The sequence below is a fragment of the Reyranella sp. genome (genome assembly GCF_965249915.1).
Classification (GTDB): Bacteria; Pseudomonadota; Alphaproteobacteria; order Reyranellales; family Reyranellaceae; genus Reyranella.
On record NZ_OZ252257.1, the window covers coordinates 5,928,226 to 5,952,248 of the forward strand.

Here is a 24,023-nt window from a genome sequence, read left to right on the forward strand (position 1 = left end):
CCGCGGCAGGCGGGCTGGCAGGTCAACAACGAGCGGGTCGAGCGGATCTGACGGCGCGAGGGGCTCAAGTTCCCCACAAGTAGCCCAAACGGGACCGCCTGCGGCTCAACGATAGTTCCTGCACCCGTCTGCGGGCGAAGCGGCCCACCCATGCCTGATCCTACGACTTCGTCGAGGCCCGAAGCCAGATCGTCGTGACGCGACAGCGAGGACCAAGAGGTGGGCTCCCATGGCCACCGTCATTTCGCCAGTCGCGGAATGAGATTTGATCTGATTTGGGGGGCGCGTGGAAGCCAGAAAATGGGGAAGTAGAGCACGGCAAAGCCGAGGAAGGCGGCCGCCCAGGCCATCGCCGCAACAGCGAGAAGCAGGCTGATATGGTTAGGTGCCATGATCGAGCCGAGGCGCGCGAGCGCGGCTATGAATGCGAAGGCGTAGACTGCCTGCAGGGCGGATGAGGCAACAAGCGGCCTTCCGGTGTGGCCTAGGCTCGCGCGACTCATGACAGCAAGTGTCATGATGCCGAAGGCGCCGGCCGTCCAGGCGTGGATGCCCGCACTTGGCGCCGTGATGCCGAAGGCGGAGAGGCCTGCAAGCAGGAAACCCAGTGGAACGAATGCGTAGCCAACATGCAGTACCAGGACAAGCCTGTCCGAGAAGCTGCGGTCACCGGCCCAGCGGCAGAGTCGGACGACATTGAGAGCGGCAGCGGAGACTAGGGTGACGCCGGTTGGTGCTTCTTCGGGCATGACGACCCATAGTGCGAGCGCCGCGCTGCTCAGGGTGATGCAGGCGATATCGAAACGTCCGAAGGGGACCGGGAGCCGGCCGGGTTCACGCCTGATCAGCCAGTTGCGCGTGAAGCTTGGAATGATGCGGCCGCCGATCACCATGATCAGAATGAGCACCGTCGCGATGCCGAGGCGGGATGAATAGAGCGCGATGCCCCCGAAATGCGCCTCTAGATGAAAGCCCAAATTCCCGGCTGCGAGCAGGGATAGAAGGGCGACTATCTTGAGATTTTTCCAGTTCTTGCCAGCCAAGATCTCGCGTGCCACCGCGGCCGCCATGAGGACCAGGAAAGCGCAGTCCACGACCGTCGCACCGAGCCAACCTATACTGGCGGACATGGTGATGGCGCCGCGGCCTGCAAGCCAGACCAGCACCAACCCTGCCAGCGGCAACCCCTGCAGCGGCAGCCGCCCGGTCCAATTGGGGATGGCCGTCAGCAGGAAGCCTGCGACGATGGCTGATACAGAGCCGAACAGCAATTCGTGGACATGCCAGTCACGCGGCGAGAGGGCCGTCGCGAACGACAATTCGCCGTAGAACATCGGCAGCCACGCCAGCACTTCGAAGCCTGCCCAGATCGACCCCAGGAGGAAGAAGGGGCGGAAGCCGTAGGAAAGTAGAGCGGGTCCAGCATAGGGCTTCAGTCGAGGGATCGCAGCCATGGTTGGTCCTTCTCAAGCGCATCCAATATCAGGCCCCTCCATCCGGGCCCTTCAAGGCGCGGGCGCCGGCGAATTCGCGCAGGCGTCCGGGATCGACGATCGTCACCTGGCGGCCTCCACCGCTGATGCCGAGAGGACGTAACGCGGCGAAGGCGCGCGATAGGCTCTGCGGTGTGATGCCTAGCCGGCCGGCAACGAGGCGCCGGCCTCCCGGCAGCGTTACCGTGACGGGGCCGGTCTCGCGTGGCGCCAAAGCGAGAAGGAAAGCCGAAAGCCGCTCTATTGCGGAAAGTAGCTTCAGATCCTTGATCTGCCCTATGAGTGTACGCCAGTAACCTGACAGTAGCAGCACCGCTCCGAAGGCTAAGCTGCCCGTGGCCCGCAACTGGGCACGGAACGCTGCAGCAGGCCACATCAGGATGCGCCCCTCTTCTAGAATTCGCGCGGTCAACAGGTAAGGCGCGTCGAGCACTACCGCCGGCACGATGAAGGCGTCGCCCGGCCCGAAGAATTCCACCAACGCCTCGTCGTGGCCAGCCGAGCCAAACAAGCCGACACGACCAGACAGAACTATATGGAGAAACTCCGCCTTCTCGCCCTGGTGACAGAGGGCCGCGCCGGCGGGAAGTGTCTGGACGAAGCAGGTAGTCAACATCGCCGCGAGATCGATCTCTCCTACCTGGGCGAACAATCTGGAGCGACGAATCAGCGGCAAATCGGTTGTACGCATGATGTGGTTGTGCCTCCTGCGCGCGACATCGTTGCGCTGCCAGATGGCAAGCGTCGTTGATCTGGCTCAATCCAGCGCAGGCTCAAGTGTTACCAAATGTTATCTATGTCTATTCGCAAAAGATAAAAAACAGCCCAAAAGAATCGATGCCGGCCTCCGGCTTGATTCAAATCAAGCAGTCTGTTGCTCCCCGCTCCGACCCTCGATCTGCGCTGTCGATGTGCGACGCGCAGGGGAGCATCAATGCAACGATCGGCGAGTGTTCAACAGGCCCCTCTAGAAGGGCGGGGCATGGCCCTCGGCATGAGCACCATCGCCTTCACGGTGTGCTTTGCCGTCTGGACGATCTTCTCGATCATCGGCGTACAGATAAAGAAGGATCTGGGCCTCAACGACACCCAGTTCGGCCTGTTGGTCGGCACTCCGATCCTGACGGGCGCGCTGATCCGGCTGCTCCTCGGGGTGTGGACGGACCAGTATGGCGGCCGCGTCGTCTTTACCGTCGTCATGCTGGCCGCGGCCGTCGCCACCTGGCTTCTCTCCTTTGCCTACGACTTTCAGACCTTTCTTCTGGCGGCGCTGGGCGTCGGCATCGCCGGCGGCTCTTTCGCGGTCGGCGTCGCCTACGTCTCGCGCTGGTACGAAAAGGAGCGGCAGGGGACCGCCCTCGGCATCTTCGGCGCGGGCAATGTCGGCGCCTCGGTAACCAAGTTCGTTGCGCCGTTCATAATGGTGGCCTACGGCTGGAAGACGGTCGCCGACATCTGGGCGGCCGCCTTGGTCGTCATGGCGATCCTGTTCTGGTTCACCACGAAGGACGATCCTCAACTCAAGGCGCGGCGCAGGAGCGGTGTCAAGCCCGAGTCGATGGCGGCGATGCTTGCACCCCTCAAGAACCTCCAGGTGTGGCGCTTCTCGCTCTACTACTTCTTTGTCTTCGGCGGATACGTTGCTCTGGCGCTGTGGCTGCCGCGCTACCTGATCGGTGTCTATGGTCTCACCATCACCACCGCCGGCATGATCGCCGCGGCCTACTCGGTGCCGGCGAGTCTGTTCCGGATCTACGGTGGCGTGCTGAGCGACAAGCATGGCGCGCGGCGCGTCATGTACTGGACCTTCGGCGTGTCAGTCGTGGCCTGCTTCGTTCTCGCCTATCCCCCGACCGAATATATCGTCAAGGGCATCCAGGGTCCGATCTCCTTCACCATGGAGATGGGGCTGCTGCCATTCACTGTTGCGATATTCGTGCTCGGCTTCTTCATGAGCCTGGGCAAGGCTGCCGTCTACAAGCACATCCCCGTCTATTATCCCAGCCATGTCGGTGCGGTCGGTGGTGTGGTCGGCCTGGTCGGCGGCCTCGGCGGTTTCATCCTGCCGATCCTCTTCGGTGTGATGAACGACCTGACCGGCGTGTGGACCAGCTGCTTCATGTTGCTGTTCCTGGTCGCTGCCGGCTCCCTTGCCTGGATGCATTTCGCGATCCGCGCCATGGAGCGGCAGGCGGTCGGTGAGGCACTCGACAGGCTGCCTCAGCTGCCCGAGATGCAGGAAATCCACCGTCCCGAGCATGTCGGCAAGCTGTCGGGCAAGACGCTTGAGGACTGGCGGCCGGAAGACAAGACCTTCTGGGAGCAGACCGGCCGGCGGATCGCGCGCCGCAATCTCGCGATTTCGATCCCAGCCCTGCTGTTGTCGTTCGCGGTCTGGATGGTGTGGTCGGTGGTCGTCGCCAAGCTGCCGGCGATCGGCTTCCAATACACGACCGACCAGCTGTTCTGGCTGGCGGCGCTGCCCGGCGTCTCCGGAGCGACGCTGCGAATCTTCTACTCCTTCACCGTGCCGATCTTCGGTGGGCGGCTGTGGACGACACTCGCGACCTGGTCGCTGATGATCCCGGCGATCGGCGTTGGCTATGCCGTGCAGAATCCGGCGACGCCCTACTGGATCTTCCTGGTCCTGGCGCTGCTCTGCGGGTTCGGCGGCGGCAACTTCGCCTCGTCGATGTCCAACATCTCGTTCTTCTTCCCCAAGGCGGAGAAGGGCAACGCCCTTGCCCTCAATGCCGGTCTCGGCAACCTGGGCGTCAGCGTCGTGCAGTTCATCGTTCCGGTCGTCATCACGACCGGCGTGTTCGGCTGGCTCGGGGGCGATGCCCAGGTCGCCCGGGAGGCGAGCGGCACGACCAGGCTCTGGCTGCAGAATGCCGGATTCATCTGGGCCCCGTTCATCGCCGCCTCGGCGTTCGCTGCTTGGTTCGGCATGAACGACATCGCGTCGGCCAGGGCCTCGTTCGCCGAGCAGTCGGTGATCTTCCAGCGCCGGCACAACTGGATCATGTGCTGGCTCTATACCGGCACCTTCGGTTCATTCATCGGTTACTCGGCGGGATTTCCGCTGCTCGCCAAGACGCAGTTCCCCGAGATCAACGCCCTTCAGTACGCCTTCCTCGGGCCACTGGTCGGCGCGCTGTCGCGCTCGCTGACCGGCTGGGTCGCCGATCGCTGGGGAGGTGGCCGCGTCACCTTCTGGGTGTTCGTCGTCATGGCGCTGGGAGCACTGGGGGTCGTGCACTTCCTCGGCGAGAAGAACTTCGCCGGGTTCTTCGCGATGTTCCTGCTGCTCTTCTTCGCGAGCGGCGTCGGCAATGCGTCGACCTTCCAGATGATCCCGGCGATCATGCGCAAGGACATGGAACGGCTGATGCCAAATGCATCCGCCGACACCCGGCGCATGCAGTCCGACAAGGAGTCGGCCGCCATCATCGGCTTCACGTCGGCGATCGCAGCCTATGGCGCCTTCTTCATTCCCAAGAGCTTCGGATCGTCGATCGCGATGACCGGCAGTGCGTCGGGTGCGCTCTACGGCTTCCTGGCCTTTTACCTCACTTGCATCTTCGCCACCTGGTTCTTCTACACCCGCCGGGGCGGCCTGCTGTTCGACGTCGAGCGCAAGGGCGCATCGATGTCCGCTCCCACTCCGAAACCCGCCCGCTGAAGGATACGGATAATGTCGCACTTCCTCGATCGCCTGACGTTCTTCAAGAAGGTCAGGGAGCCGTTCGCCGACGGTCACGGTATCACCACCGAAGAGAGCCGCAGTTGGGAGGATGCCTACAGAAAGCGCTGGCAGCACGACAAGATCGTGCGCTCGACGCACGGCGCCAACTGCACGGGCTCGTGCTCGTGGAAGATCTACGTCAAGGGCGGAATCGTCACCTGGGAGACGCAGCAGACCGATTATCCGCGCACCCGCCCCGAACTGCCTAACCATGAACCGCGCGGCTGCTCTCGCGGCGCCAGCTACAGCTGGTACCTCTATTCCGGCAACCGCGTGAAGTATCCACTGGCCCGCTCACGCCTGCTGCGGCTGTGGCGCGAGGCGCGCGCCACCCTGTCACCGGTCGCGGCCTGGGCGTCGATCGTCGAGAATCCCGAGAAACGCAAGGCCTACACCAGCAAGCGTGGACATGGTGGATTCGTGCGCGTCGGCTGGGACGAAGCGACCGAGATCGTCGCCGCGGCCAATGCCTATACAGCGAAGGCCCATGGGCCCGACCGGATCTTCGGCTTCTCGCCGATCCCGGCCATGTCGATGGTCTCCTACGCCGCGGGCTCGCGCTACCTGTCGCTGATCGGAGGCGTCTGCATGTCCTTCTACGACTGGTATTGCGACCTGCCGCCGGCCTCGCCGCAGACCTGGGGCGAGCAGACCGACGTGCCCGAGTCGGCCGACTGGTACAATGCGGGCTTCGTTATCCTCTGGGGCTCGAACGTACCGCAGACGCGCACGCCCGACGCCCACTTCTACACCGAGGCCCGCTACCGCGGCCTGAAGAGCGCCGTGATCTGTCCCGATTACTCGGAGGCGTCGAAGTTCGGCGACATCTGGCTGTCGGTTAAGCAGGGCACCGACTCGGCGCTGGCCATGGCGATGGGGCACGTGATCCTGAAGGAGTATCACGTCGACAGGCAGGCCAAGTACTTCCGCGACTATGTCCGGCAGTACACCGACATGCCGATGCTGGTGAAGCTCGCCAAGCGCGACGGAATGTACGTTCCCGATCGCTTCGTGCGCGCGTCCGACTTCGACACGTCGCTGGGCGAGTCCAACAATCCCGAATGGAAGACGGTCGCCTTCGATGAAGCGACAGGCGATGTCGTGGCGCCGCGCGGATCGATCGGCTTCCGCTGGGGCGAGAGCGGCAAGTGGAACCTGGAGAACAAGGAATCCACGGGCAGGGACGTGACCCCTCGGCTGTCGCTGGCCGACGTGCGGGATGAGGCGGTGGAGGTGGGATTTCCCTACTTCGGCAACATCAAGCATGAGCATTTCGCCTCGACGGATCATGCCGGCGTGCTCAAGCGGCGCGTTCCCGTGAAGTCGTTGAAGCTGGTCGAAGGCGACACGCTCGTTGCCTCGGTCCACGACCTGTTCGTCGCCAACTACGGCGTCGACGCGGGGCTGGGCGGGCCCAACGTCGCTCGTTCGCTCGACGACGACGTGCCCTACACGCCGGCCTGGGCGGAGAAGATCACCGGCGTCTCGCGCGACAAGATCATCCAGGTGGCGCGCGAGTTCGCGTCCAATGCCGAGAAGACCAATGGCCGGTCGATGATCATCATCGGCGCCGCGATGAACCACTGGTACCACGCCGACATGAACTATCGCGGCGTGATCAACATGCTGGCGATGTGCGGCTGCGTCGGGCAGTCCGGCGGCGGTTGGGCGCACTATGTCGGTCAGGAGAAGCTCCGGCCGCAGTCCGGCTGGTTGCCGCTCGCCTTCGCCCTCGACTGGGGGCGTCCGCCAAGACAGCAGAATTCGACGTCGGCGTTCTACGCGCACAGCGACCAATGGCGCTACGAGACGATCAACGTCGGCGACATCGTCTCGCCGACCGCGCCTCCGGGCCAATGGGACGGCGCGATCATCGATTACAACATCCGTGCGGAGCGCATGGGCTGGCTGCCGTCCGCGCCCCAGCTTGAGACCAACCCGCTGCAGGTGTCGCGCGATGCGGCAGCCGCCGGCATGGAGCCCAGGGATTACGTCGTGCAGAAGCTCAAGAGCGGCGAGCTGAAGCTCTCCTGCGAGGATCCCGACGATCCGAAGAACTGGCCTCGGAACATGTTCGTGTGGCGATCCAACCTGCTCGGATCCTCGGGCAAGGGACACGAATACTTCCTGAAGCACCTGCTGGGCACGACCCATGGCGTGATGGGCAAGGATCTGGGGCAGGAAGGCAAGGCCAGGCCGGCGGAGGCGGTGTGGCACGAGGAGGCCCCGCAAGGAAAGCTCGACCTGCTGGTCACGCTCGACTTCCGTATGTCTACGACCTGCGTCTACTCCGACATCGTCCTTCCCACGGCCACCTGGTACGAGAAGAACGATCTCAACACCTCGGACATGCACCCGTTCATCCACCCGCTGACCGCGGCGGTGGATCCAGTCTGGGAGGCACGCAGCGACTGGGAGATCTACAAGTCGATCGCCAAGGCGTTCTCGCGCGTGGCGCCCGAGGTTCTGGGCGTGGAGAAGGATGTCGTGCTGACGCCGATCATGCACGACAGTCCCGGGGAGATGGCGCAGCCGTTCGACGTCAAGGACTGGAAGCGCGGCGAGGTCGAGCCGATCCCCGGCAAGACCATGCCAGCCATCACCGTCGTCGAACGCGACTATCCCAACGTCTACAAGCGCTTCACTTCGCTCGGCCCGCTGATGGACAAGGTCGGCAACGGCGTGAAAGGCATCGCCTGGCCGACCGGTCACGAGGTCGAACTCCTGAAGCAGCTCAACGGTGTCGTCACGTCCGAGGGGCCGACCAAGGGCCTGGCGCGCATCGAGAGCGACATCGACGCCGCGGAGACGCTGCTCATGCTGGCGCCCGAAACCAACGGCGAGGTTGCGGTCCGCTCGTGGGCGGCGCTCTCGCGGACAACCGGCCGCGACCATACCCATCTGGCGCATCCCAAGGAGGACGAGAAGATCCGCTTCCGGGATGTCGTGGCTCAGCCGCGCAAGATCATCTCGGCGCCGACCTGGTCGGGGCTGGAGAGCGAGAAGGTCTGCTACAATGCGGGCTATACCAACGTCCACGAATTGATCCCGTGGCGCACGCTCACCGGGCGCCAGCAGCTCTACCAGGATCATCTCTGGATGCTGGCCTTCGGCGAAGGTCTGTGCGTCTACCGGCCGCCGCTCGATCTTCGCGCTGTCAAACCTGTGATCGATAGCCAGCCAAATGGCGAGAAGCAGATCGTGCTGAACTTCATCACGCCGCACCAGAAGTGGGGCATCCACTCCACGTACACCGACAACCTCATGATGCTCACCTTGTCGCGCGGCGGACCCATCGTCTGGCTCAGTGAGGTCGATGCTGCCAGGGCGGGCATCGTCGATAACGACTGGATCGAGGCCTACAATGTGAACGGGGCGCTGGTCGCGCGCGCCGTCGTCTCCCAGCGCATGAAGGAAGGCACGCTCTTCATGTATCACGCGCAGGAGAAGATCGTGAACGTGCCGGGCTCGGAAATGACCGGCAATCGCGGCGGCATTCACAACTCGGTCACGCGCGTGGTGATGAAGCCCACGCACATGATCGGCGGCTATGCCCAGCAGGCCTATGGCTTCAACTACTACGGCACCATCGGAACCAACCGTGACGAGTTCGTCGTGGTGCGCAAGCTCGGCAAGGTCGACTGGCTCGAACGCCCGCACAAGGACGCCGTTCCCGTCCTCAGTGCCGCCGAGTGAAGGGGAGAAGTATCATGAAGATCCGCGCTCAAATCGGGATGGTGCTGAACCTCGACAAATGCATCGGGTGTCACACCTGTTCGGTCACCTGCAAGAATGTATGGACTAATCGCGAAGGCATGGAATACGCGTGGTTCAACAATGTCGAGACCAAGCCCGGCATCGGCTACCCGAAGGACTGGGAGAACCAGACGCGCTGGAAGGGCGGCTGGACGCGCAAGCGCAACGGCAGGATCCAGCCCAGAATCGGCTCCAAGTGGCGCATCCTCGCCAACATCTTCGCGAACCCCGACCTGCCGGAGATCGACGACTATTACGAGCCGTTCACCTTCGATTACGAGCACCTGCAGAAGGCGCCCGAGCTGGAAGCCTTCCCGACGGCGCGGCCACGCTCGCTGATCAGCGGCAAGCGCCTGGAGAAGATCGAGTGGGGCCCCAACTGGGAGGAGATCCTGGGTGGCGAATTCGCCAAGCGCTCCGTCGACGCCAATTTCGAGGGCGTGCAGAAGGAGATGTACGGGCAGTTCGAGAACACCTTCATGATGTACCTGCCGCGACTGTGCGAGCATTGTCTCAACCCGGCCTGTGTTGCGGCTTGCCCGTCGGGCGCCATCTACAAGCGGGAAGAGGACGGCATCGTCCTGATCGACCAGGACAAGTGCCGCGGCTGGCGCATGTGCGTGTCCGGCTGCCCCTACAAGAAGATCTACTTCAACTGGTCGTCGGGCAAGTCGGAGAAGTGCACCTTCTGTTATCCCCGCATCGAAGCGGGACAGCCGACTGTGTGCTCCGAGACTTGCGTCGGTCGCATCCGCTACCTCGGCGTCATGCTCTACGATGCCGACCGCATCGAGCAGGCCGCCAGCGTTGCCGACGACAAGAATCTCTACGACGCCCAGATGGGCATCTTCCTGGATCCCAACGACGAGACGGTGATCGCCCAGGCGCGCCGTGACGGCGTGCCCGATGCCTGGCTGGAGGCCGCGCGCCGCTCGCCGGTGTGGAAGATGGCCATGGAATGGAAGGTCGCCTTCCCGCTGCATCCCGAATACCGCACGCTGCCGATGGTCTGGTACGTGCCGCCGCTGTCGCCGATCCAGGCGGCGGCCGAGGCCGGCAAGATGGGCATCGACGGCGGCATGCCTGACGTCCGCTCGCTTCGCATCCCCCTGCGCTATCTCGCCAATCTGCTGACGGCAGGCGACGAGGGGCCGGTGGCACACGGCCTGGAGCGCATGCTCGCCATGCGCGCCTACATGCGCGCCAAGACCGTCGAGGGCGTCATCGACGGCGCCGTCGCCGCGCGTGTCGGGCTGAGCCCGGAGCAGATCGAGGAGATGTATCACATCATGGCGATCGCCAACTACGAGGACCGCTTCGTGATCCCGACAGCCCACCGCGAGACAGCCGAGGACGCCTATCAGCTACGCGGTGCCTGCGGCTTCAGCTTCGGCAACGGCTGCTCGTCCGGCGACGATGGCGGCAATCTGTTCTCCGGCGGCAAGCTGCGCGCCAAGAATCCGATGGAGGTCGTGTGATGAAGACGCTCAGGGCCCTCGCCGCACTGCTTTCCTACCCGAGCACCGACCTCATCGAGGCGGCCGACGAAATCCGTCAGGCGATCGACGGCGATGCCATCCTGCCATCAGCAGTGCGGGTGGAGCTTCATCGATTGATCGACGACCTCGCCGGCGGCGATCTCTACGACCTGCAGGAGCGTTACGGACTGCTGTTCGACCGTACGCGATCGCTGTCGCTGCATCTCTTCGAGCATGTTCACGGCGAGAGCCGCGACCGCGGCCAGGCCATGGTCGACCTGCTCAAGCTCTACGAAGAGAGCGGTTACACGCCGACAGCCATCGAGCTGCCCGACTTCCTGCCGCTGTTTCTCGAGTATGCGTCGACGCGCCCGCCGCAGGCGGCCATCGAGCTGATCGGCCAGCCGGCCAACGTGATTGCGGCGCTCCGGGAACGTCTGGCAAAGCGGAGTTCGCCGTATGTCGCCGTAATGTCTGCGCTTCTGGCGATTTCGAAGGCCCGGCTCGATGAGCGGGCGCTGGCGACGCTACGTGCAGAGCCCGATCCCGAACCGGACGATCTCGAGGCATTGGACGCGGCCTGGGAAGAGGAGGAAGTGACTTTCGGTCCGGGGGCCGCCGACGCGACCGGCGCGTGCAGTGTCGAGGGGCTTTCGACCCGGCTGCGCGCAGCCATGCGGCCGGCCGAAGGCGTCGCGCCGCCCCTCACTCACGGAAGATCGACCGGGCGTCACGCCACGGCGCCCTCCAACCCGGGAGTCCGGTCATGAAGGACTATGTCTACCATCTCCTGTTCGTCTGGTATCCCTACATCTGCCTGACGGTCTTTCTCCTCGGCAGCCTGATCCGCTTCGACCGCGAGCAATACACCTGGCGCGCCAGCTCCAGCCAGATCCTGCGAAAGCGTCAGCTCACCTGGGGCTCCAACCTGTTCCATGCCGGCATCCTGTTCCTGCTGCTGGGTCACACGGTAGGTCTGCTGACGCCGACCTGGCTCTACACGCTCTTCATCACCGTCGAGCAGAAGCAGGTGGTCGCCGTCGCCGCCGGTGGCATTGCGGGAGTGGTCTGCTTCGTCGGCCTCACCATGCTGCTGCACCGACGCCTGTTCGATGACCGCATCCGCGCCAACAGCTCGGTGATGGACATCGCCATCCTGGCGATCCTGTGGATCCAGCTCTCCCTCGGCCTCGCCACGCTGCCATTCTCCTTCGCGCATTCGGACGGGTCGGTGATGTTGATCCTGTCGCACTGGGCGCAGGGCATCGTGATCCTGCATCCGGTCGATGCCAGGACCCTGCAGGGTCTCGACTGGCCCTACCTCACGCATCTCGTGCTGGGCATGACGCTGTTCCTGCTCTTCCCGTTCAGTCGTCTGGTTCACGTCTGGTCGGCACCGGTCTGGTACCTTGGCCGTCGCGGCTACCAGGTCGTGCGCCGGAGGCGGCCGCTGTCCGCTTCCGGTCGACCGACCTCTCGTCAGCCGGCGGAGTGAGGGCCATGAGCACGTCTCAGTCCACCACGGCCACGCCCCCGGTCCGCAGACGCTTCACCCGCCCCGTGCCGGTCAGTGTCAACGGCGTGGTCATCCCCAGCGCGGCCATCGCCCGCGAAGCCCAGCACCATCAGGCCGCCGATCCCGACCAGGCCTGGATGCTGGCGGCCCAGGCACTGGCAGTCCGTGAACTGCTGTCGCAGGAGGCCGAGAGGCTCTCCATCGTGGCCGAGCCGGTCGAGGATGGCGAAGGCCGTCGAGAGACATTGCAGGAGGCGCGCCTGCGTGAGCTGGTGGAGCGCGAAGTGAAGGTACCGAGCGCCGACGATGCAGCCTGTCGGCGCTACTACCAGGCCAATCTCGGCCGCTTCCGCTCCGCCGACCTTTGCGAGGTCGCGCACATCCTGATTGCGAACGGGCCGCAAGCGCAGGAGCTAGCGGGGCGCCTCATTGCCGAGTTGCGGCGGCAGCCGGAGCGCCTCGCCGAGATTGCAGCCGCTCACTCGGTATGTCCTTCGCGCAATCAGGGCGGCAACCTCGGCCAGATCGGCCCCGGCCAGACCGTGCCCGAGTTCGAGGCTGCGCTGAGCGGACTGGAGGTCGGTAAGATCCACCCCGAGCCGATCGAGACTCGCTACGGGCTCCACATCGTGCGCCTCGACCGCCGCATCGAGGGCCGCCAGATGCCCTTCGAAGTCGTGCGCGACCGCATCGCCGACTATCTGGAGGACACGGTCCACCGCCGCGCCCTGCGACAGTACGTAACCATCCTGGCGGGCCGCGCGCAGCTCACCGGCGTCGATTTCGGCGCCGCCGCCGGCCCTCTCGTCCAATAGGCCGCGCCATGATGCTTCTGGGACAGGTCCTCGACCGGCTGGGCGACGAGAGCGTCGCCGCCGAGACCCTGCTGGGCCTCGACGACCTTCCGCTGATGGTCGATGTCGAGGCCACCGGTGCCAGGTTCGGCGAGAGCCCGCCGCTCTACGCCAGCAATGCGGTCGGCCGCTTCACCGCTTTCGCGTCAGACGAGGACTGGCTGGCGCTGATGACGGCGCTGGAACGCACGTCCGATCCAGCCGCGGCCTGCCTGCGCCAGATGCTGCTCTGGTCGCTGCGCCAGGACAGCCATGCGGACTGCGATGCCGATCACGAATGCTGCAATCACAGGAGCTGATCATGTCATCCCCTCTCATCGGTGCATTGATCTATGCCGACGGCGTCTATCCCGAGCGCGTGATCGCCAGTACCGTCGAAGGCCTGCGAGATCGCGGCATCGCGCTCGCGGGCGCCCTGCAGCGGACGCCCGAAGACATGGCCGATCGCCACGCCTGCGATCTGCTGATCGAGGACCTTGCCACGGGCGAGGTAACGGCGATCGCCGAACATCGGGGCAAGGAAGCGCGTGGCTGCCGTCTCGATGTCGGTCTGCTGACCGAACTCGCCGAGGCTGTCCTTTCGAGCCTGCGCAGCGAGGAGCCGCGCCTGTTGATCATCAACAAGTTCGGCAAGATCGAGGCCGACGGCGGTGGCTTGCGTCAGGCCGTGGCCGAGGCGGTCGAACTCGGTATCCCCGTCCTGGTAGGCGTGCCGGCGCGCAATCTGGATCGCTGGCGCGCGTTTGCCGGGGCTCTCGCCGTCGAGTTGCCGGTGGACGATGTCGCGGTCGCGCGCTGGCTGGCGGGCCACGGGCTCGATGCCGGGGCAGGCGAACGATCGGGTGAGCTGGCCAAATCATGGACGACGTGACCCTCGCGCGAGCATTCCACGTGCTCGCCATCATCCATTGGATTGGCGGTATGGCCGTCGTGACGCTGGTCGTACTACCGCTGGCATGTCGCTTCGCCGATCCGCACGAGGGCCTTGCCCTTTTCGAGTCGGTCGAGCGACGCTTCTCTGCGCAGGTCCGTCTGTCGGTGCCGGTGGCGGGACTGAGCGGCTTCTACATGGCCGAGCGCCTGGATGCCTGGGCACGCTTCCTCGATTCGGCACAGTGGTGGCTCGGCGGGATGCTGCTGCTCTGGCTGTTGTTCATGACGATCCTGTTTGTCGTCGAGCCCGCCATCGGAGTTCGCCTGTTCGAGGCGGGACGCTCCGACCCTGCAGGCCTTCTGAGCCGCGTCGCGCGGGTGCATTGGCTCCTGCTTGGAGCTAGCGCTGGCGTTGCAGGGACCGCCGTCCTGGGGGCGCATGGACTGTTGGGATGAATTGAGATGTGGCGCGCTCTGCTTCTGGCGACGGTACTCCCGATCACAGCCTGCACGGCTGCGCCGCCCGCGTCGCCGGAACGGCTCGCCGAATGCAACAGGCTGTTCGTCCTATGGGCACGCTATGAGCAACACTGGACGTTCCACCATACCGGTCAGCGGGCGCGCGCCGAATTGGCGCTCGATGACTGTCAGCGCGGGCGCTACGACAAGGGCATTGCCGAGTTGAAGCGTCTCTTGCGACGCGGCGGCTTTGCCTTCGCGGACTAGCGAAACGATCTGGCCTGCATCGAGCGGCTTTTCCAGGAAGGCAATAGCACCGGCAGCCAGTGCCTGCTGTCGCACGAAAGCGCTGGGCTTCCCCATCATGACTATGGCCGGCACACTCAGCTCTTGCATGCGCAGACACTGCAGACGCGCCACCCCGTCCATTCCCGGCAGTTCGCCGCTGGTCGCGCGCTTTTCCACGAGCCGCTTCAGCTTCTCAGCCGCGTAAAGGCCGCCTGTGTGTCGTCAGTCGGCTCCGCAGCGCCCCAGCCGCATGGCTATTAACCCTGGGTACATTGATGGGTACACTGAAAAGTCATCTTTCAAAAAAGTACGTTGTTTCAAATAGATGGAGGAAATTTCGATTCCGTCTCGGGGCACCACTCTCTTTCCGCCGTCGTTGTTCATCAGGCACTTGGACACCCGTTTCCGTCTCACCAACGAGACAGCGGGATGAGGAGCGACAATCGACGCCTGTGTTGTTCGCAGCGGTCATTGGCCGGGACAGGCCTGGACTGTCTCTTCGGCACCGGCACCAACGCCTCAATCCGCGTCGCTTTTCTCCAGCCAGTCATGCTCCAGCAATCTCAGCCGGCTGGTGACCGAAAGCAGGAAGGCCGTGGACCAGCCGAACAGGATCAGCCCGTTGCCTGCCTCGATCGCGCCAAACAGCCGCCAGTTGCCCTCGAGCACGACGTCCCCGTAGCCCAGGGTCGTGAAGGTCACGGTCGAAAAATAGAGGGCCGTTTCGAAATCTCCCACGGCACCGATCGCCCAGAAAGCGGCCCCATACAGCCAGATCTCGACCGAATGGATGGCCACCAGCCCCAGGACCACGAACAGGATGACGCCGAGCGGGACGAGGCGGTTTTCGTGGGCCCGGATGCGATGCGCCCTGTCGCGCAGCACCCACAAGAGGCCGAGCAGGCCGCCGAGATGGATGGCGACGGTGAGGCTGACCATGAAGGTCGCGAGCGCGAGGTTGGCAAACATGCGTTGTCGACAGTTCCCCGATGAACCCCTGGAAGAGCCAGGGTCAAAAGAGGGTGACGGTAACGCCTCCGGACTGGTTCAGCCATGCGCCTGCAGCGCTCAACCCACCGAAGTCTCGCACCGTCCATCTCGCGCGCGCCGTCCCCCGCCGCCCCGACACGGGTCAACGAACCGACGCGGATCCTTCATGGGCCGGCAACACGCCCGGCATATGGGTTTTCGCGTGGTGTCCCGGATTCGTAGCATCCTCGACCGGCGCGGCGCGTCTCTCGCGTGCTGGACGATCGTCGCCGCCGTGCTGGCCGGGGCCGCGATCGGCCGTGAGCCGGTCGTCGCGATCTACCTCGTCAGCTTCGTCTATTACGGCCTCTACTGGTATGGCTTCGCCTGGGGCGTCGACTCGTTCGCGGTCTTCAAGCGCGACGCGATGCTGCTCAAGGCCGTGTCGGTCGCGGCGCTCGCCTTCGTCTACCTGCAGGCGCCACCGGACATTCTCTCGCTCGGCACGATCGCGCTCGGCATTCTGCTGACCGCCCGCGCCGCCGCGGTGCTGGGGATCGACCGGACCTACTATGGCCACGAGCTCGCCGGGCTGACCGAGCGGCGGATCACCGCCTTTCCCTATTCCCTGATGTCCCATCCGATGATCGTCGGAAACGTGATGGCCTTCGGCGGGACGCTGCTCAATCCGGCCTTCCGCGCCGCCTGGTGGCCGCTTGCCACCCTTCATGTCGTGTTGAACCTCGGCCTGCTCGCGATGGAACGGGCCGGGACGCGCCGCCGGCCGGCCATCAGGCTGGCGGGGCTCCTCATCCTTGCGGTCACGGCGGCGACCTCAACGGTTGCCGCCGGCAACGACCCCGATTCGAGCCGCCTCAGCCAGGGAACCTCGTGACCGACATTCTCGACTCCACCGCCGCCGGCTCAACGCGGGGCGCGGTCTCGTCCTTGTTTCCCGCCACGCTCGGCCGTTTCGAGCCAGCCGAAGACCGCGCCCTGATCGACGGCCTGTCCCGATGGGTCGAGGCGCATTTCCGCGAGCAGCTCGCCCAGCGGCCCTCCTGCCACGTCTATGTCGAGACGCTTCCCGCCGAGATCGTCGCCCTGATCGATCGGCTGCGCGACAGCCCGGTCATCCGCGACCCGATCCTGCGGCAGGTTCCGGCCGGGAGCCGCTTCGAGCCGATGAAGCACACCGACGAGCTTTACATCTCGCACTACAACAAGGATCGCGGTGGCGACCAGGGCCTGTTCGACAGGCACTACGACGGCAACCTGCGCTTCCTGTCGTCGAGCATGGTCGTGCGGGCGCTGATCTATCTCCAGTCCGACGCGAGCTACAAGGTGGTGTTCGGCGACAGCCGGGTCGAGAAGGCCTTCACCAGCTACGAGTTCGGCCTGCTCGACTTCCATCGCGAACTGCACTGGGTCGAGGGCAGCTACACGCAAGGCGCGCCCCAGCGCATCCTGCTCAAGTGCAACTACCTCGTGACCGCCCCGGGCGCCGGTGTCCGGGGCCGGTTCGCGTTGGCGGCCAACACGGCCGTCTTCTACGTGGTCAAGGCGGCCATGGAATACTCGAAGAGCCCGCGCACGCCCGCACAGAAGGCCGTGGGCTATCTCTGCAACCTGTTCCGCCGCCTCAACATCGTTCACCCGCTGGTGCCGCTCGCGGCGATGGCCGCGACCGCGATCGGCGTGGCCGCCCTCGGATATTTCGTCGTCAACCTGTAGCGCCCCCCACACCCCGCCGAGCAGAGGAAAACGCCATGACCCGACTGTTGCACGAGTTGAAGGTCCAGCGATGGGACGACCATCGCTACTACCATCACAGCAAGGTCAACCAGTCGCTGCACCTGCTCAGCGCGACCAGCTTCCTGTTCGCCTATGTCGTGGCCTTCACCGATCCCGCGATGGCGGCCCTGATCGGCTGGCTGGTCGCGATGACGACGCGCCAGATCGGCCATCTGTTCTTCGAGCCGCGCGGTTACGACGCCGTCAACCAGGCGACGGACGAATACAAGGAGGAGATCAAGGTCGGCTACAACATCAAGCGCAAGCTCGTCCTGCTCGCGGTCTGGGCGGCGTCGCCGCTCCTGCTGGTGGTCGACCCGACCCTGTTGGGCGTCTTCACGCCGCACGCCGACTGGACCGGCTTCGTGACGCATGTCGGCGAGCTCTGGCTGGTCGTCGGCCTGGCCGGCATCGCCTTCCGCGCCCTTCAGCTGTTCGTGACCAAGGACCTGACCACCGGCCTGGTCTGGGTGACGAAGATCGCCACCGATCCGTTCCACGACATCAAGCTGTATCACCGCGCGCCGTGGGAACTCTTGAGCGGCCGGCACAGCCGCCACACGCCTGAGGCCGTGGCCGCTCCGATCCTGCCTGACGAGATCCTGCCCGAGGTCATGCCCGACCTGGCTCTCACCGTTGCCGAGGACGCCGTTGCCCCGGCCTCAAAGGGCGGCGTCTAGGGGACGCGGCCCGGCCAGACGGGCCTTGCGTCCCCGTCGCGGGAAGCCAAACAGGTGCGATGCCATCTCGCGCAGGATGCGCCGCTTGATCGCCCGGTCGGTGGCCAGCGCCCCCGGCTCCCACCAGCCGTCGCGTTGCATCGCCTCGGCCGCCGCAACGAAGCGGTCGGCCACCGCCTGGAACTGCTCCTCGGTGAAGTTCAGGCTGAAGATCAGGCGCCCCGTGCCCACCCAGCTCAGCGCAAGGCCATGGGCCTTGAGGTAGTACTGGAACATCCAGTGATAGCGCGAGGCCGTCGGGTAGCAGACCGTCCAGATCGACGAGAGATGCCCGATGCGCACCGGCAGCCGCCGCTCGGCCAGCCGGCGGTTGAGATCGGCGGCCCGCCGGTCCCAGGTCTCGTCGAGCTCGCGATAGACCTGCTTCATTTCGGGCGAGTCGAGATGGAGCAGGAACTCGTTCATCGCCCCCATCACGTAGGGATGCGCATTGAAGGTGCCGCGCGCGAAGCAGATGTCGGCCGGCCGGTCGTCCCGGAACCGCTTCATCAGCCGGTGGTCGCCGCAGACGACGCCGATGGGAAACCCGCCGCCCACCGTCTTGCCGTAGGTCACGAGGTCGGCCTCGATGCCGAAATATTCCTGGGCGCCGCCGGCGGCGAGCCGGAAGCCGACGAACACCTCGTCGAGGATGAGAACGATGCCGCGCTCGGTGCAGACCTGGCGCAGGGCCTTCAGCCAGGCGGCGTAGGTTTCGCGGCTGACGCCGCGGTCGGGCCGGCTGGCGATCAAGGTGGAATCCGCCGGCGCGCCCTGGTTGGGATGCATGGCCTGGATCGGGTTGACCAGCACGCAGGCAATGTCGGTGCGGCGGCGCAGGACGGCGAGGGTCTTCTCCGAGAGATCGGCCAGCGTGTAGGTGTCGTGCGCCGCCACCGGATTGCCGACGCCGGGCTGCACGTCGCCCCACCAGCCATTGTAGGCGCCGCAGAAGCGCACGAGGTGGGAGCGGCCGGTGTGGTAGCGCGCCAGCCGCACGGCCTGCATCACCGCTTCCGTGCCGGACATGTGGAACGACACTTCCGGCTTGCCGGAGATGCGGGCGAGCCGCCGGGCATTGTCGGCCACGAGATCGGGATAGGCGCCGAGAACGGGGCCCAGTCCGGCGACGCGCCGGGCGCCGCGCTCCATGCAGCCCTTGTAGAAGTCATAGCCCAGCAGGTTGACGCCGTAGGAGCCGCTGAGGTCGTAGCGCGCCGTGCCGTCGAGGTCGGTGACCTGTACGCCCTCGGAGGAGGCCACGAAGGCGCCGGCGGGCAGCGTCGTCCGGACACGCGGACTGAACTGGAACGGCACCCGGTAGCTTTCGGTGAACTGCAGGTCGGAGATGTGGCGCGTCGCCTCCGAGGTCAGCCGCAGCGTGCGCCCGTCTCCCGCGCGCAAGGTCTCGGCCAGCGCGTCGAAGCCGGTCCTGCGGCGGGCCGCGACGGCCTCGCCGGCATCGTCGGCGCGAAAGAACAGGTCGCCTTCATAGACGTAGCGCGGGATCAGCCCGGCAATCCGCCGCGACATCCGCGCGTGGCCGGCCAGCGACCGGTGCTTGGCCCGCGAGAGCATCAGGCGGTTGCGCACCCTGGGGGCCAGCAGGAACAGCGCCAGCCCCCCGGCCACCAGCGCCGCGACAGTCTCGCCATCCATCAGGTTCATCATCCAGCTTCCCCGGAGTTTTCGACGTGGCCAAAAGCGTTCATTCGCAACTGCTGAAGGTCCTCCAGCAGGAGGACATCAATTTCCTGCTGACCAACCGCATCCCGCGAAGGCTCGTGACGCGTTGGATGGGCTGGTTCAGCCGCATCGAGAGTCCGGCGCTCGCCCGCGCCGCGATCGCGGTCTGGCGCCTGTTCACCGATCTCGATCTGTCTGACTCGAAGAAGACGTCGTTCGGAAGCCTGCGCGACTGCTTCACGCGCGAGCTGCGCGCCGGAGCGCGGCCGATCGACAGCGATCCCGCGATGCTGGTCAGTCCCAGCGACGGGATCGTCGGAGCGTGCGGCACCGTGCGCGGCACCGAGCTGTTCCAAGCCAAGGGCTTCCCCTACCGGCTCGAGGATCTGCTGATCGATCCGGCGCTGGTCGAGACCTATCGTGACGGCACCTATGTCACGCTGCGCCTGACCTCGAGCATGTACCATCGCTTCCATGCGCCGCACGACGCGACGGTCGAGCGTGTGACCTACGTGTCGGGCGACACCTGGAACGTGAACCCGATCGCGCTCCGGCGGGTCGAGCGCCTGTTCTGCCGCAACGAGCGCGCCGTGCTGCGGCTTCGCCTCGCCGCGGGCGCTCACCCGGTGGCGCTGGTGCCGGTCGCGGCGATCCTGGTCGCTGGCATCCGGCTGCACTTCCTCGATGTCGTGATGAACATGAACTATCGCGGGGCGGCCGACATTGCCTGTTCGACACGCGTTCGACGCGGCGACGAGCTGGGCTGGTTCGAGCATGGGTCGACGATCATCGTGTTCGCGCCGCGCGGCTTTCGTCTGTGCGAGGGTATCGCCGACGGCACGAAGATCCGGATGGGCCAGCGCCTGATGGTTCTGCCCTGACGCGGCCGGGGAGCGGGAGGCGGACACTCCCTTTCCAGTGCAACAGTCTCGTTGCCGTCTCGTGAGGGCGGCGTGTCAGTTCGGTGACCGAGGACTCCGGTCGTTGTCCATCAGGACCAGCCCAGCAGATCCGGGCTCATGACGAGGGTCGAGAAGGGCTCGACCGTGTAGGCGCTGTCGTCGTTGCGGATGGTGCCGACGGCCGACGCGGTGTCGATGACGACTCCCTCGCTGGCATTGGACAAGGTGACCCGGAAACTCTCGTCCCGTTCCACCAGGATCTCGCCGAGGACCCAGACCGTGACGGTCTTGCAGGCCTCCCCGGCCGCGAAGCTCACGCTGCCGGACGGCATCACGCCGTCGAAGAGAGAGAAGGCCGGCAAGCCGGTTTCGGTGTCGGAGGGTATCTGGGGAAAGAAGGAACCGATGTAGGAGGCATCCACGGAAATCTGGTCGGCGGAGGCCAGAAGTTCATCGAACGGGATGAAATCGGAGTCGTTGACTTCACTTCCGGCCACGGCCCAGCTGACGCTGGCGGTGCCGCTCAGGTCGCCGGCGCGGGTCACGGTGAAGGTGAAGGGCGTGACGCCCAGATCGTCTTCGGCCTTGTCGGCGCTGGTGGCGGCGATCGACAGGGAGACATCGTCGTTGCGGATGATGCCGTTCGCCGAGGCGGTGCCGAGGCTGCTTCCGATGCTGGGATCGGACAGCATCACCGAGAAGGTTTCGTTCGACTCGACCGCGCTGTCGCCCGCGACATCGATGCTGATGACCTTCGTGCTCTCTCCGGCGGCGAAGCTCACCGTGCCGGTCGGCAGCACGCCGCCCGCGAAGTCGGCGCCGTCGACCGCCGGGCCGCCGACGGACCAGTGGGCGCTGTCGGCGCCGCTCAGATCGCCGGTGCGGGTCACGGTGAAGGTAAAAGCCGTTGCGCCGCCATCGCCTTCGAGCTTGTCGGCGCTGGTGACGGCGATCGACAGCGACGAATCGTCGTTGCGGATGAGGCCGTTCGCCGAGGCGGTGCCGAGGATGGCGCCGGCGCTGGGGTGGGAGAGCATCACCGAGAAGGCTTCGTTCGCCTCGATGGCGGTGTCGCCCGCGACGCCGATGCTGACGACCTTCGAACTCTCGCCGGCGGCGAAGCTCACCGTGCCGGCCGGCAGCGTGCCGCCCGTGAAGTCGGCGCCGTTTACTGCGGGACCGCTGACGGCCCAGTGGGCGCTGTCGGCGCCGCTCAGATCGCCGGTACGAGTGACCGTGAAGGTGAAGGCCGTTGCGCCGCCGTCGCCCTCGAGCTTGTTGGCGCTGGTGGCGGCGATTGACAGCGCCGCGTCGTCGTTGCGGATGGTGCCGTTCGCCGAGGCGGTGCCGAGGCCGGTGCCGGCGCTGGGATCGGACAGCTGCACCGTGAAGGCCTCGTTCGCCTCGACGGCGGTGTCGCCGGCGACGCCGATGCTGATGAGCTTCGAACTCTCTCCGGCGGCGAAGCTCACCGTGCCGGTCGGCAGCGTGCCGCCCGTGAAGTCGGCGCCGTTTACTGCGGGACCGGTGACGGCCCACTGGGCGCTGGCGGCGCCGCTCAGATCGCCGGTGCGGCTCACGGTGAAGGTGAACGCCGTGCTGCCCGCTTGGCCTTCCCGCTTGTTGGCGCTGGTGGCGGCGATCGATAGCGACGCATCGTCGTTGACGATCGTGCCGCTCGCCGAGGCGGTGCCGAGGATGGCGCCGGCGCTGGGGTGGGAGAGCATCACCGAGAAGGTTTCGTTCGCCTCGACGGCGGTGTCGCCCGCGACGCCGATGCTGATGACCTTCGAGCTCTCGCCCGCGGCGAAGCGCACCGTGCCGGTCGGCAACACGCCGCCCGTGAAGTCGGCGCCGTTTACTGCGGGACCGGTGACGGCCCACTGGGCGCTGGCCGCGCCGCTCAGATCGCCGGTGCGACTCACGGTGAAGGTGAAGGCCGCGCTGCCCGACTGTCCTTCCGGCCCGTCGGCGCTGGTGGCGGCGATCGACAGCGACGAATCGTCGTTGCGGATGATGCCCTTTGCCGAGGCGGTGCCGAGGATGGTGCCCGCGGCGGGATGGGACAGCGTCACCCAGAAGGTCTCGTTCGCCTCGACCAGAGTGTCGCCGGCGACCCCGATGCTGACGACCTTCGAACTCTCGCCGGCGGCGAAGCTCACCGTGCCGGTCGGCAGCGTGCCGCCCGTGAAGTCGGCGCCGTTTACTGCGGGACCGCTGACGGCCCACTGGGCGCTGGCCGCGCCGCTCAGATCGCCGGTGCGGGTCACGGTGAAGGTGAACGCCGTGCTGCCCGACTGTCCTTCCCGCTTGCTGGCGCTGGTGGCGGCGATCGACAGCGACGCATCGTCGTCGACGATCGTCCCCGTCGCGCTGCCGTCGAGGATCGACGCGCCGTCCGATGGATCGGACAGGGTGACGGTGAAGGTCTCGTTGCCCTCGACGATCGCATCGCCGGCGACGGCAACCAGGATGTTCTGCTGCGTCACCCCGGGCGCGAAGGTGAGGGTGCCGCTTTGGGCGACATAGTCCTGCCCGGCAAGAGCGGTAGCGTCCGCGGTGGTGTAGTGCACCGTGACGGTCGAGGTCGAAGCCTCGGTCAGGAAGACCGGAATGCTGACATAGTGGGGGGTGCCGCCGTTACCTTCGGCGATCGACGCGTCGCCGGCGGTGATGCCCACCGTCGGCGCGCCGTTGCGCACCGAGAAGACGAAAGTGCCCGTCGCGCCGACGTTGCTGGCGTTCTCCAGCGCGAGCAGATCGGCCTCGCTGCCGGATTGCGGAAGCTCGTAGTAGTCGACGCCGTCGCCCGCGCTGTAGCCGGCCCTGGCGGGGGTGCCGCCCAGACCGTTGCTGCCACCGGACGCACCGCCGGTCGTCCAGTCGATGTTCTCGTACCGGAAGGTGATGTCGAAATCGCCCTGGGCGTTGAGCTGATGGATGCTGAGCTGGAAGGCGTTCAGTTTGTTGGTCTGGCCGCTGTAGTAGCCGACATCGTCCCAGGTGGCGGTGAAGGTGTGGGTGACAGGATCGAGATCGTACCAGAGCAGGTTCGAGCCGGTCGACGTGCCGCCGGGCGTCGGCGCGACCGCGCCGCCGCGCGTGTCGATGTCGGCCCAGTAGGCGGCGATGATGGGATTGCTGGTCGAGCCCGTGATCGCGCTCGGCGTGAAGCTGCTGGAGGCGGCGTTGAAGGTCACGCTGCCATTGTTGTTGAGATAGAAGCCCGTGTGGTAGCGGCCGAAGAAGTTGATGCCTTGCGTGCCGAAGATCGGGGTGAGGTCGATGAATGCGGTCGAGCCGTCGTCATTGGCGGCCAGCGAGAACTCGCCGAACCCGGCGGCACCGCCGAGATTGTTGACCAGCGACGTCATGGCGGCCTCCTCCCCCCCAAACGGTCGGCCGTAACCCTTCTCAGGGGTCGGAAGGCGTTGCCGCCGGGAGACTTTTTACAGCGATGGTGCAGCCTAATGCGATGGACCCCTGAT

19 protein-coding genes and 1 pseudogene are annotated in these 24,023 nt (G+C 65.7%); 14 read left to right on the top strand and 6 right to left on the bottom strand.

Annotation, left to right across the window (positions count from 1 at the left end; all coding sequences use genetic code 11):
- Nucleotides 1-3 precede the first annotated feature (3 nt).
- Nucleotides 4-155 (top strand): annotated as a pseudogene (locus tag ACP15H_RS29140) (IS3 family transposase); the annotation flags it as partial.
- A gap of 84 nt (nucleotides 156-239) precedes the next feature.
- Here ACP15H_RS29140 and ACP15H_RS29145 read toward each other — a convergent pair.
- Together ACP15H_RS29145 and ACP15H_RS29150 are read right to left on the bottom strand one after the other, a co-directional pair.
- Entirely contained in the window at nucleotides 240-1,454 is a 1,215-nt protein-coding gene (locus ACP15H_RS29145) for an NnrS family protein (RefSeq protein ID WP_295132021.1), read from the bottom strand.
- 28 nt (nucleotides 1,455-1,482) lie between these two features.
- Nucleotides 1,483-2,184: a cyclic nucleotide-binding domain-containing protein gene (locus ACP15H_RS29150; RefSeq protein ID WP_425069607.1), complete on the bottom strand. Its 702-nt coding sequence runs from the start codon at nucleotides 2,182-2,184 to the stop codon at nucleotides 1,483-1,485.
- A 291-nt stretch (nucleotides 2,185-2,475) separates the two neighbouring features.
- Between ACP15H_RS29150 and ACP15H_RS29155 the strand changes: the two genes are divergently transcribed.
- From ACP15H_RS29155 to ACP15H_RS29195, 9 genes are read left to right on the top strand one after another with little or no spacing between them, the layout of a single operon-like run.
- Nucleotides 2,476-5,178, top strand: coding sequence for a nitrate/nitrite transporter (locus ACP15H_RS29155; protein ID WP_295132013.1), 2,703 nt, complete (start codon nucleotides 2,476-2,478; stop codon nucleotides 5,176-5,178).
- Nucleotides 5,179-5,190: 12 nt separating this feature from the next.
- Nucleotides 5,191-8,937, top strand: a complete 3,747-nt coding sequence (locus ACP15H_RS29160) for a nitrate reductase subunit alpha (RefSeq protein WP_425069608.1) — start codon at nucleotides 5,191-5,193, stop codon at nucleotides 8,935-8,937.
- Between the two features lie 14 nt (nucleotides 8,938-8,951).
- Nucleotides 8,952-10,475: a nitrate reductase subunit beta gene (gene narH / locus ACP15H_RS29165; RefSeq protein WP_425069609.1), complete on the top strand. Its 1,524-nt coding sequence runs from the start codon at nucleotides 8,952-8,954 to the stop codon at nucleotides 10,473-10,475.
- On the top strand, nucleotides 10,475-11,245 hold the full coding sequence (narJ, locus tag ACP15H_RS29170) for a nitrate reductase molybdenum cofactor assembly chaperone (protein WP_425069610.1): 771 nt from the start codon (nucleotides 10,475-10,477) through the stop codon (nucleotides 11,243-11,245). Before narH ends, narJ begins: the two co-directional genes overlap by 1 nt.
- Nucleotides 11,242-11,970 carry a respiratory nitrate reductase subunit gamma gene (gene narI / locus ACP15H_RS29175; protein WP_425069611.1) on the top strand — a complete coding sequence of 243 codons (729 nt, stop codon included), beginning with the start codon at nucleotides 11,242-11,244 and terminating at the stop codon, nucleotides 11,968-11,970. The genes narJ and narI overlap by 4 nt, the downstream gene beginning before the upstream one ends.
- Nucleotides 11,971-11,975: 5 nt before the next feature.
- Complete coding sequence (locus ACP15H_RS29180) at nucleotides 11,976-12,806, top strand: peptidylprolyl isomerase (protein ID WP_425069612.1); 831 nt, start codon at nucleotides 11,976-11,978, stop codon at nucleotides 12,804-12,806.
- A gap of 8 nt (nucleotides 12,807-12,814) precedes the next feature.
- On the top strand, nucleotides 12,815-13,144 hold the full coding sequence (locus ACP15H_RS29185) for a hypothetical protein (RefSeq protein WP_425069613.1): 330 nt from the start codon (nucleotides 12,815-12,817) through the stop codon (nucleotides 13,142-13,144).
- A gap of 2 nt (nucleotides 13,145-13,146) precedes the next feature.
- Nucleotides 13,147-13,716 carry a DUF2478 domain-containing protein gene (locus tag ACP15H_RS29190; protein WP_425069614.1) on the top strand — a complete coding sequence of 190 codons (570 nt, stop codon included), beginning with the start codon at nucleotides 13,147-13,149 and terminating at the stop codon, nucleotides 13,714-13,716.
- Nucleotides 13,704-14,174: a hypothetical protein gene (locus ACP15H_RS29195; protein ID WP_425069615.1), complete on the top strand. Its 471-nt coding sequence runs from the start codon at nucleotides 13,704-13,706 to the stop codon at nucleotides 14,172-14,174. Before ACP15H_RS29190 ends, ACP15H_RS29195 begins: the two co-directional genes overlap by 13 nt.
- A gap of 111 nt (nucleotides 14,175-14,285) precedes the next feature.
- Here the strand turns inward: ACP15H_RS29195 and ACP15H_RS29200 are convergent, their stop codons facing one another.
- Together ACP15H_RS29200 and ACP15H_RS29205 are read right to left on the bottom strand one after the other, a co-directional pair.
- The gene (locus tag ACP15H_RS29200) at nucleotides 14,286-14,642 is read right to left on the bottom strand and encodes a response regulator (protein WP_425069616.1); all 357 of its coding nucleotides are present in this window, start codon (nucleotides 14,640-14,642) and stop codon (nucleotides 14,286-14,288) included.
- A 342-nt stretch (nucleotides 14,643-14,984) separates the two neighbouring features.
- Entirely contained in the window at nucleotides 14,985-15,434 is a 450-nt protein-coding gene (locus tag ACP15H_RS29205) for a potassium channel family protein (protein WP_422017566.1), read from the bottom strand.
- A 226-nt stretch (nucleotides 15,435-15,660) separates the two neighbouring features.
- Between ACP15H_RS29205 and ACP15H_RS29210 the strand changes: the two genes are divergently transcribed.
- Genes ACP15H_RS29210 through ACP15H_RS29220 form a run of 3 tightly spaced genes read left to right on the top strand, consistent with a single transcriptional unit; the run spans nucleotide 15,661 to nucleotide 17,908 of the window.
- Nucleotides 15,661-16,329 carry a methyltransferase gene (locus ACP15H_RS29210; RefSeq protein WP_425069617.1) on the top strand — a complete coding sequence of 223 codons (669 nt, stop codon included), beginning with the start codon at nucleotides 15,661-15,663 and terminating at the stop codon, nucleotides 16,327-16,329.
- Nucleotides 16,326-17,168 carry a hypothetical protein gene (locus ACP15H_RS29215; RefSeq protein ID WP_425069618.1) on the top strand — a complete coding sequence of 281 codons (843 nt, stop codon included), beginning with the start codon at nucleotides 16,326-16,328 and terminating at the stop codon, nucleotides 17,166-17,168. Before ACP15H_RS29210 ends, ACP15H_RS29215 begins: the two co-directional genes overlap by 4 nt.
- A 35-nt stretch (nucleotides 17,169-17,203) precedes the next feature.
- Nucleotides 17,204-17,908 (top strand): hypothetical protein, encoded by a 705-nt coding sequence (locus tag ACP15H_RS29220; protein WP_425069619.1) that lies wholly within the window; start codon nucleotides 17,204-17,206, stop codon nucleotides 17,906-17,908.
- On the opposite strand, the gene ACP15H_RS29225 is transcribed toward ACP15H_RS29220, so the two are convergent.
- Nucleotides 17,891-19,615 (bottom strand): aminotransferase class III-fold pyridoxal phosphate-dependent enzyme, encoded by a 1,725-nt coding sequence (locus tag ACP15H_RS29225; RefSeq protein ID WP_425069983.1) that lies wholly within the window; start codon nucleotides 19,613-19,615, stop codon nucleotides 17,891-17,893. The two genes, ACP15H_RS29220 and ACP15H_RS29225, sit on opposite strands and share 18 nt — an antisense overlap.
- A gap of 26 nt (nucleotides 19,616-19,641) precedes the next feature.
- Here ACP15H_RS29225 and asd point away from each other — a divergent pair, with 26 nt between their 5' ends.
- A complete protein-coding gene (gene asd / locus ACP15H_RS29230) occupies nucleotides 19,642-20,514 on the top strand; it encodes an archaetidylserine decarboxylase (protein ID WP_425069620.1) in 873 nt (290 codons plus the stop codon).
- A 110-nt stretch (nucleotides 20,515-20,624) separates the two neighbouring features.
- On the opposite strand, the gene ACP15H_RS29235 is transcribed toward asd, so the two are convergent.
- Entirely contained in the window at nucleotides 20,625-23,909 is a 3,285-nt protein-coding gene (locus tag ACP15H_RS29235) for a Calx-beta domain-containing protein (protein WP_425069621.1), read from the bottom strand.
- Between the last annotated feature and the right edge of the window lie 114 nt (nucleotides 23,910-24,023).

Bases quoted from the DNA above. Each gene is read 5' to 3' on its own strand.
- ACP15H_RS29220 (WP_425069619.1), top strand. From the start codon at position 17,204: ATGACCCGACTGTTGCACGAGTTGAAGGTCCAGCGATGGGACGACCAT.
- ACP15H_RS29155 (WP_295132013.1), top strand. From the start codon at position 2,476: ATGGCCCTCGGCATGAGCACCATCGCCTTCACGGTGTGCTTTGCCGTC.
- ACP15H_RS29195 (WP_425069615.1), top strand. From the start codon at position 13,704: ATGGACGACGTGACCCTCGCGCGAGCATTCCACGTGCTCGCCATCATC.
- ACP15H_RS29150 (WP_425069607.1), bottom strand. From the start codon at position 2,184: ATGCGTACAACCGATTTGCCGCTGATTCGTCGCTCCAGATTGTTCGCC.
- ACP15H_RS29185 (WP_425069613.1), top strand. From the start codon at position 12,815: ATGATGCTTCTGGGACAGGTCCTCGACCGGCTGGGCGACGAGAGCGTC.
- ACP15H_RS29225 (WP_425069983.1), bottom strand. From the start codon at position 19,615: ATGAACCTGATGGATGGCGAGACTGTCGCGGCGCTGGTGGCCGGGGGG.
- narI (WP_425069611.1), top strand. From the start codon at position 11,242: ATGAAGGACTATGTCTACCATCTCCTGTTCGTCTGGTATCCCTACATC.
- ACP15H_RS29180 (WP_425069612.1), top strand. From the start codon at position 11,976: ATGAGCACGTCTCAGTCCACCACGGCCACGCCCCCGGTCCGCAGACGC.
- ACP15H_RS29160 (WP_425069608.1), top strand. From the start codon at position 5,191: ATGTCGCACTTCCTCGATCGCCTGACGTTCTTCAAGAAGGTCAGGGAG.
- narJ (WP_425069610.1), top strand. From the start codon at position 10,475: ATGAAGACGCTCAGGGCCCTCGCCGCACTGCTTTCCTACCCGAGCACC.
- ACP15H_RS29190 (WP_425069614.1), top strand. From the start codon at position 13,147: ATGTCATCCCCTCTCATCGGTGCATTGATCTATGCCGACGGCGTCTAT.
- ACP15H_RS29145 (WP_295132021.1), bottom strand. From the start codon at position 1,454: ATGGCTGCGATCCCTCGACTGAAGCCCTATGCTGGACCCGCTCTACTT.
- narH (WP_425069609.1), top strand. From the start codon at position 8,952: ATGAAGATCCGCGCTCAAATCGGGATGGTGCTGAACCTCGACAAATGC.
- ACP15H_RS29205 (WP_422017566.1), bottom strand. From the start codon at position 15,434: ATGTTTGCCAACCTCGCGCTCGCGACCTTCATGGTCAGCCTCACCGTC.
- ACP15H_RS29235 (WP_425069621.1), bottom strand. From the start codon at position 23,909: ATGACGTCGCTGGTCAACAATCTCGGCGGTGCCGCCGGGTTCGGCGAG.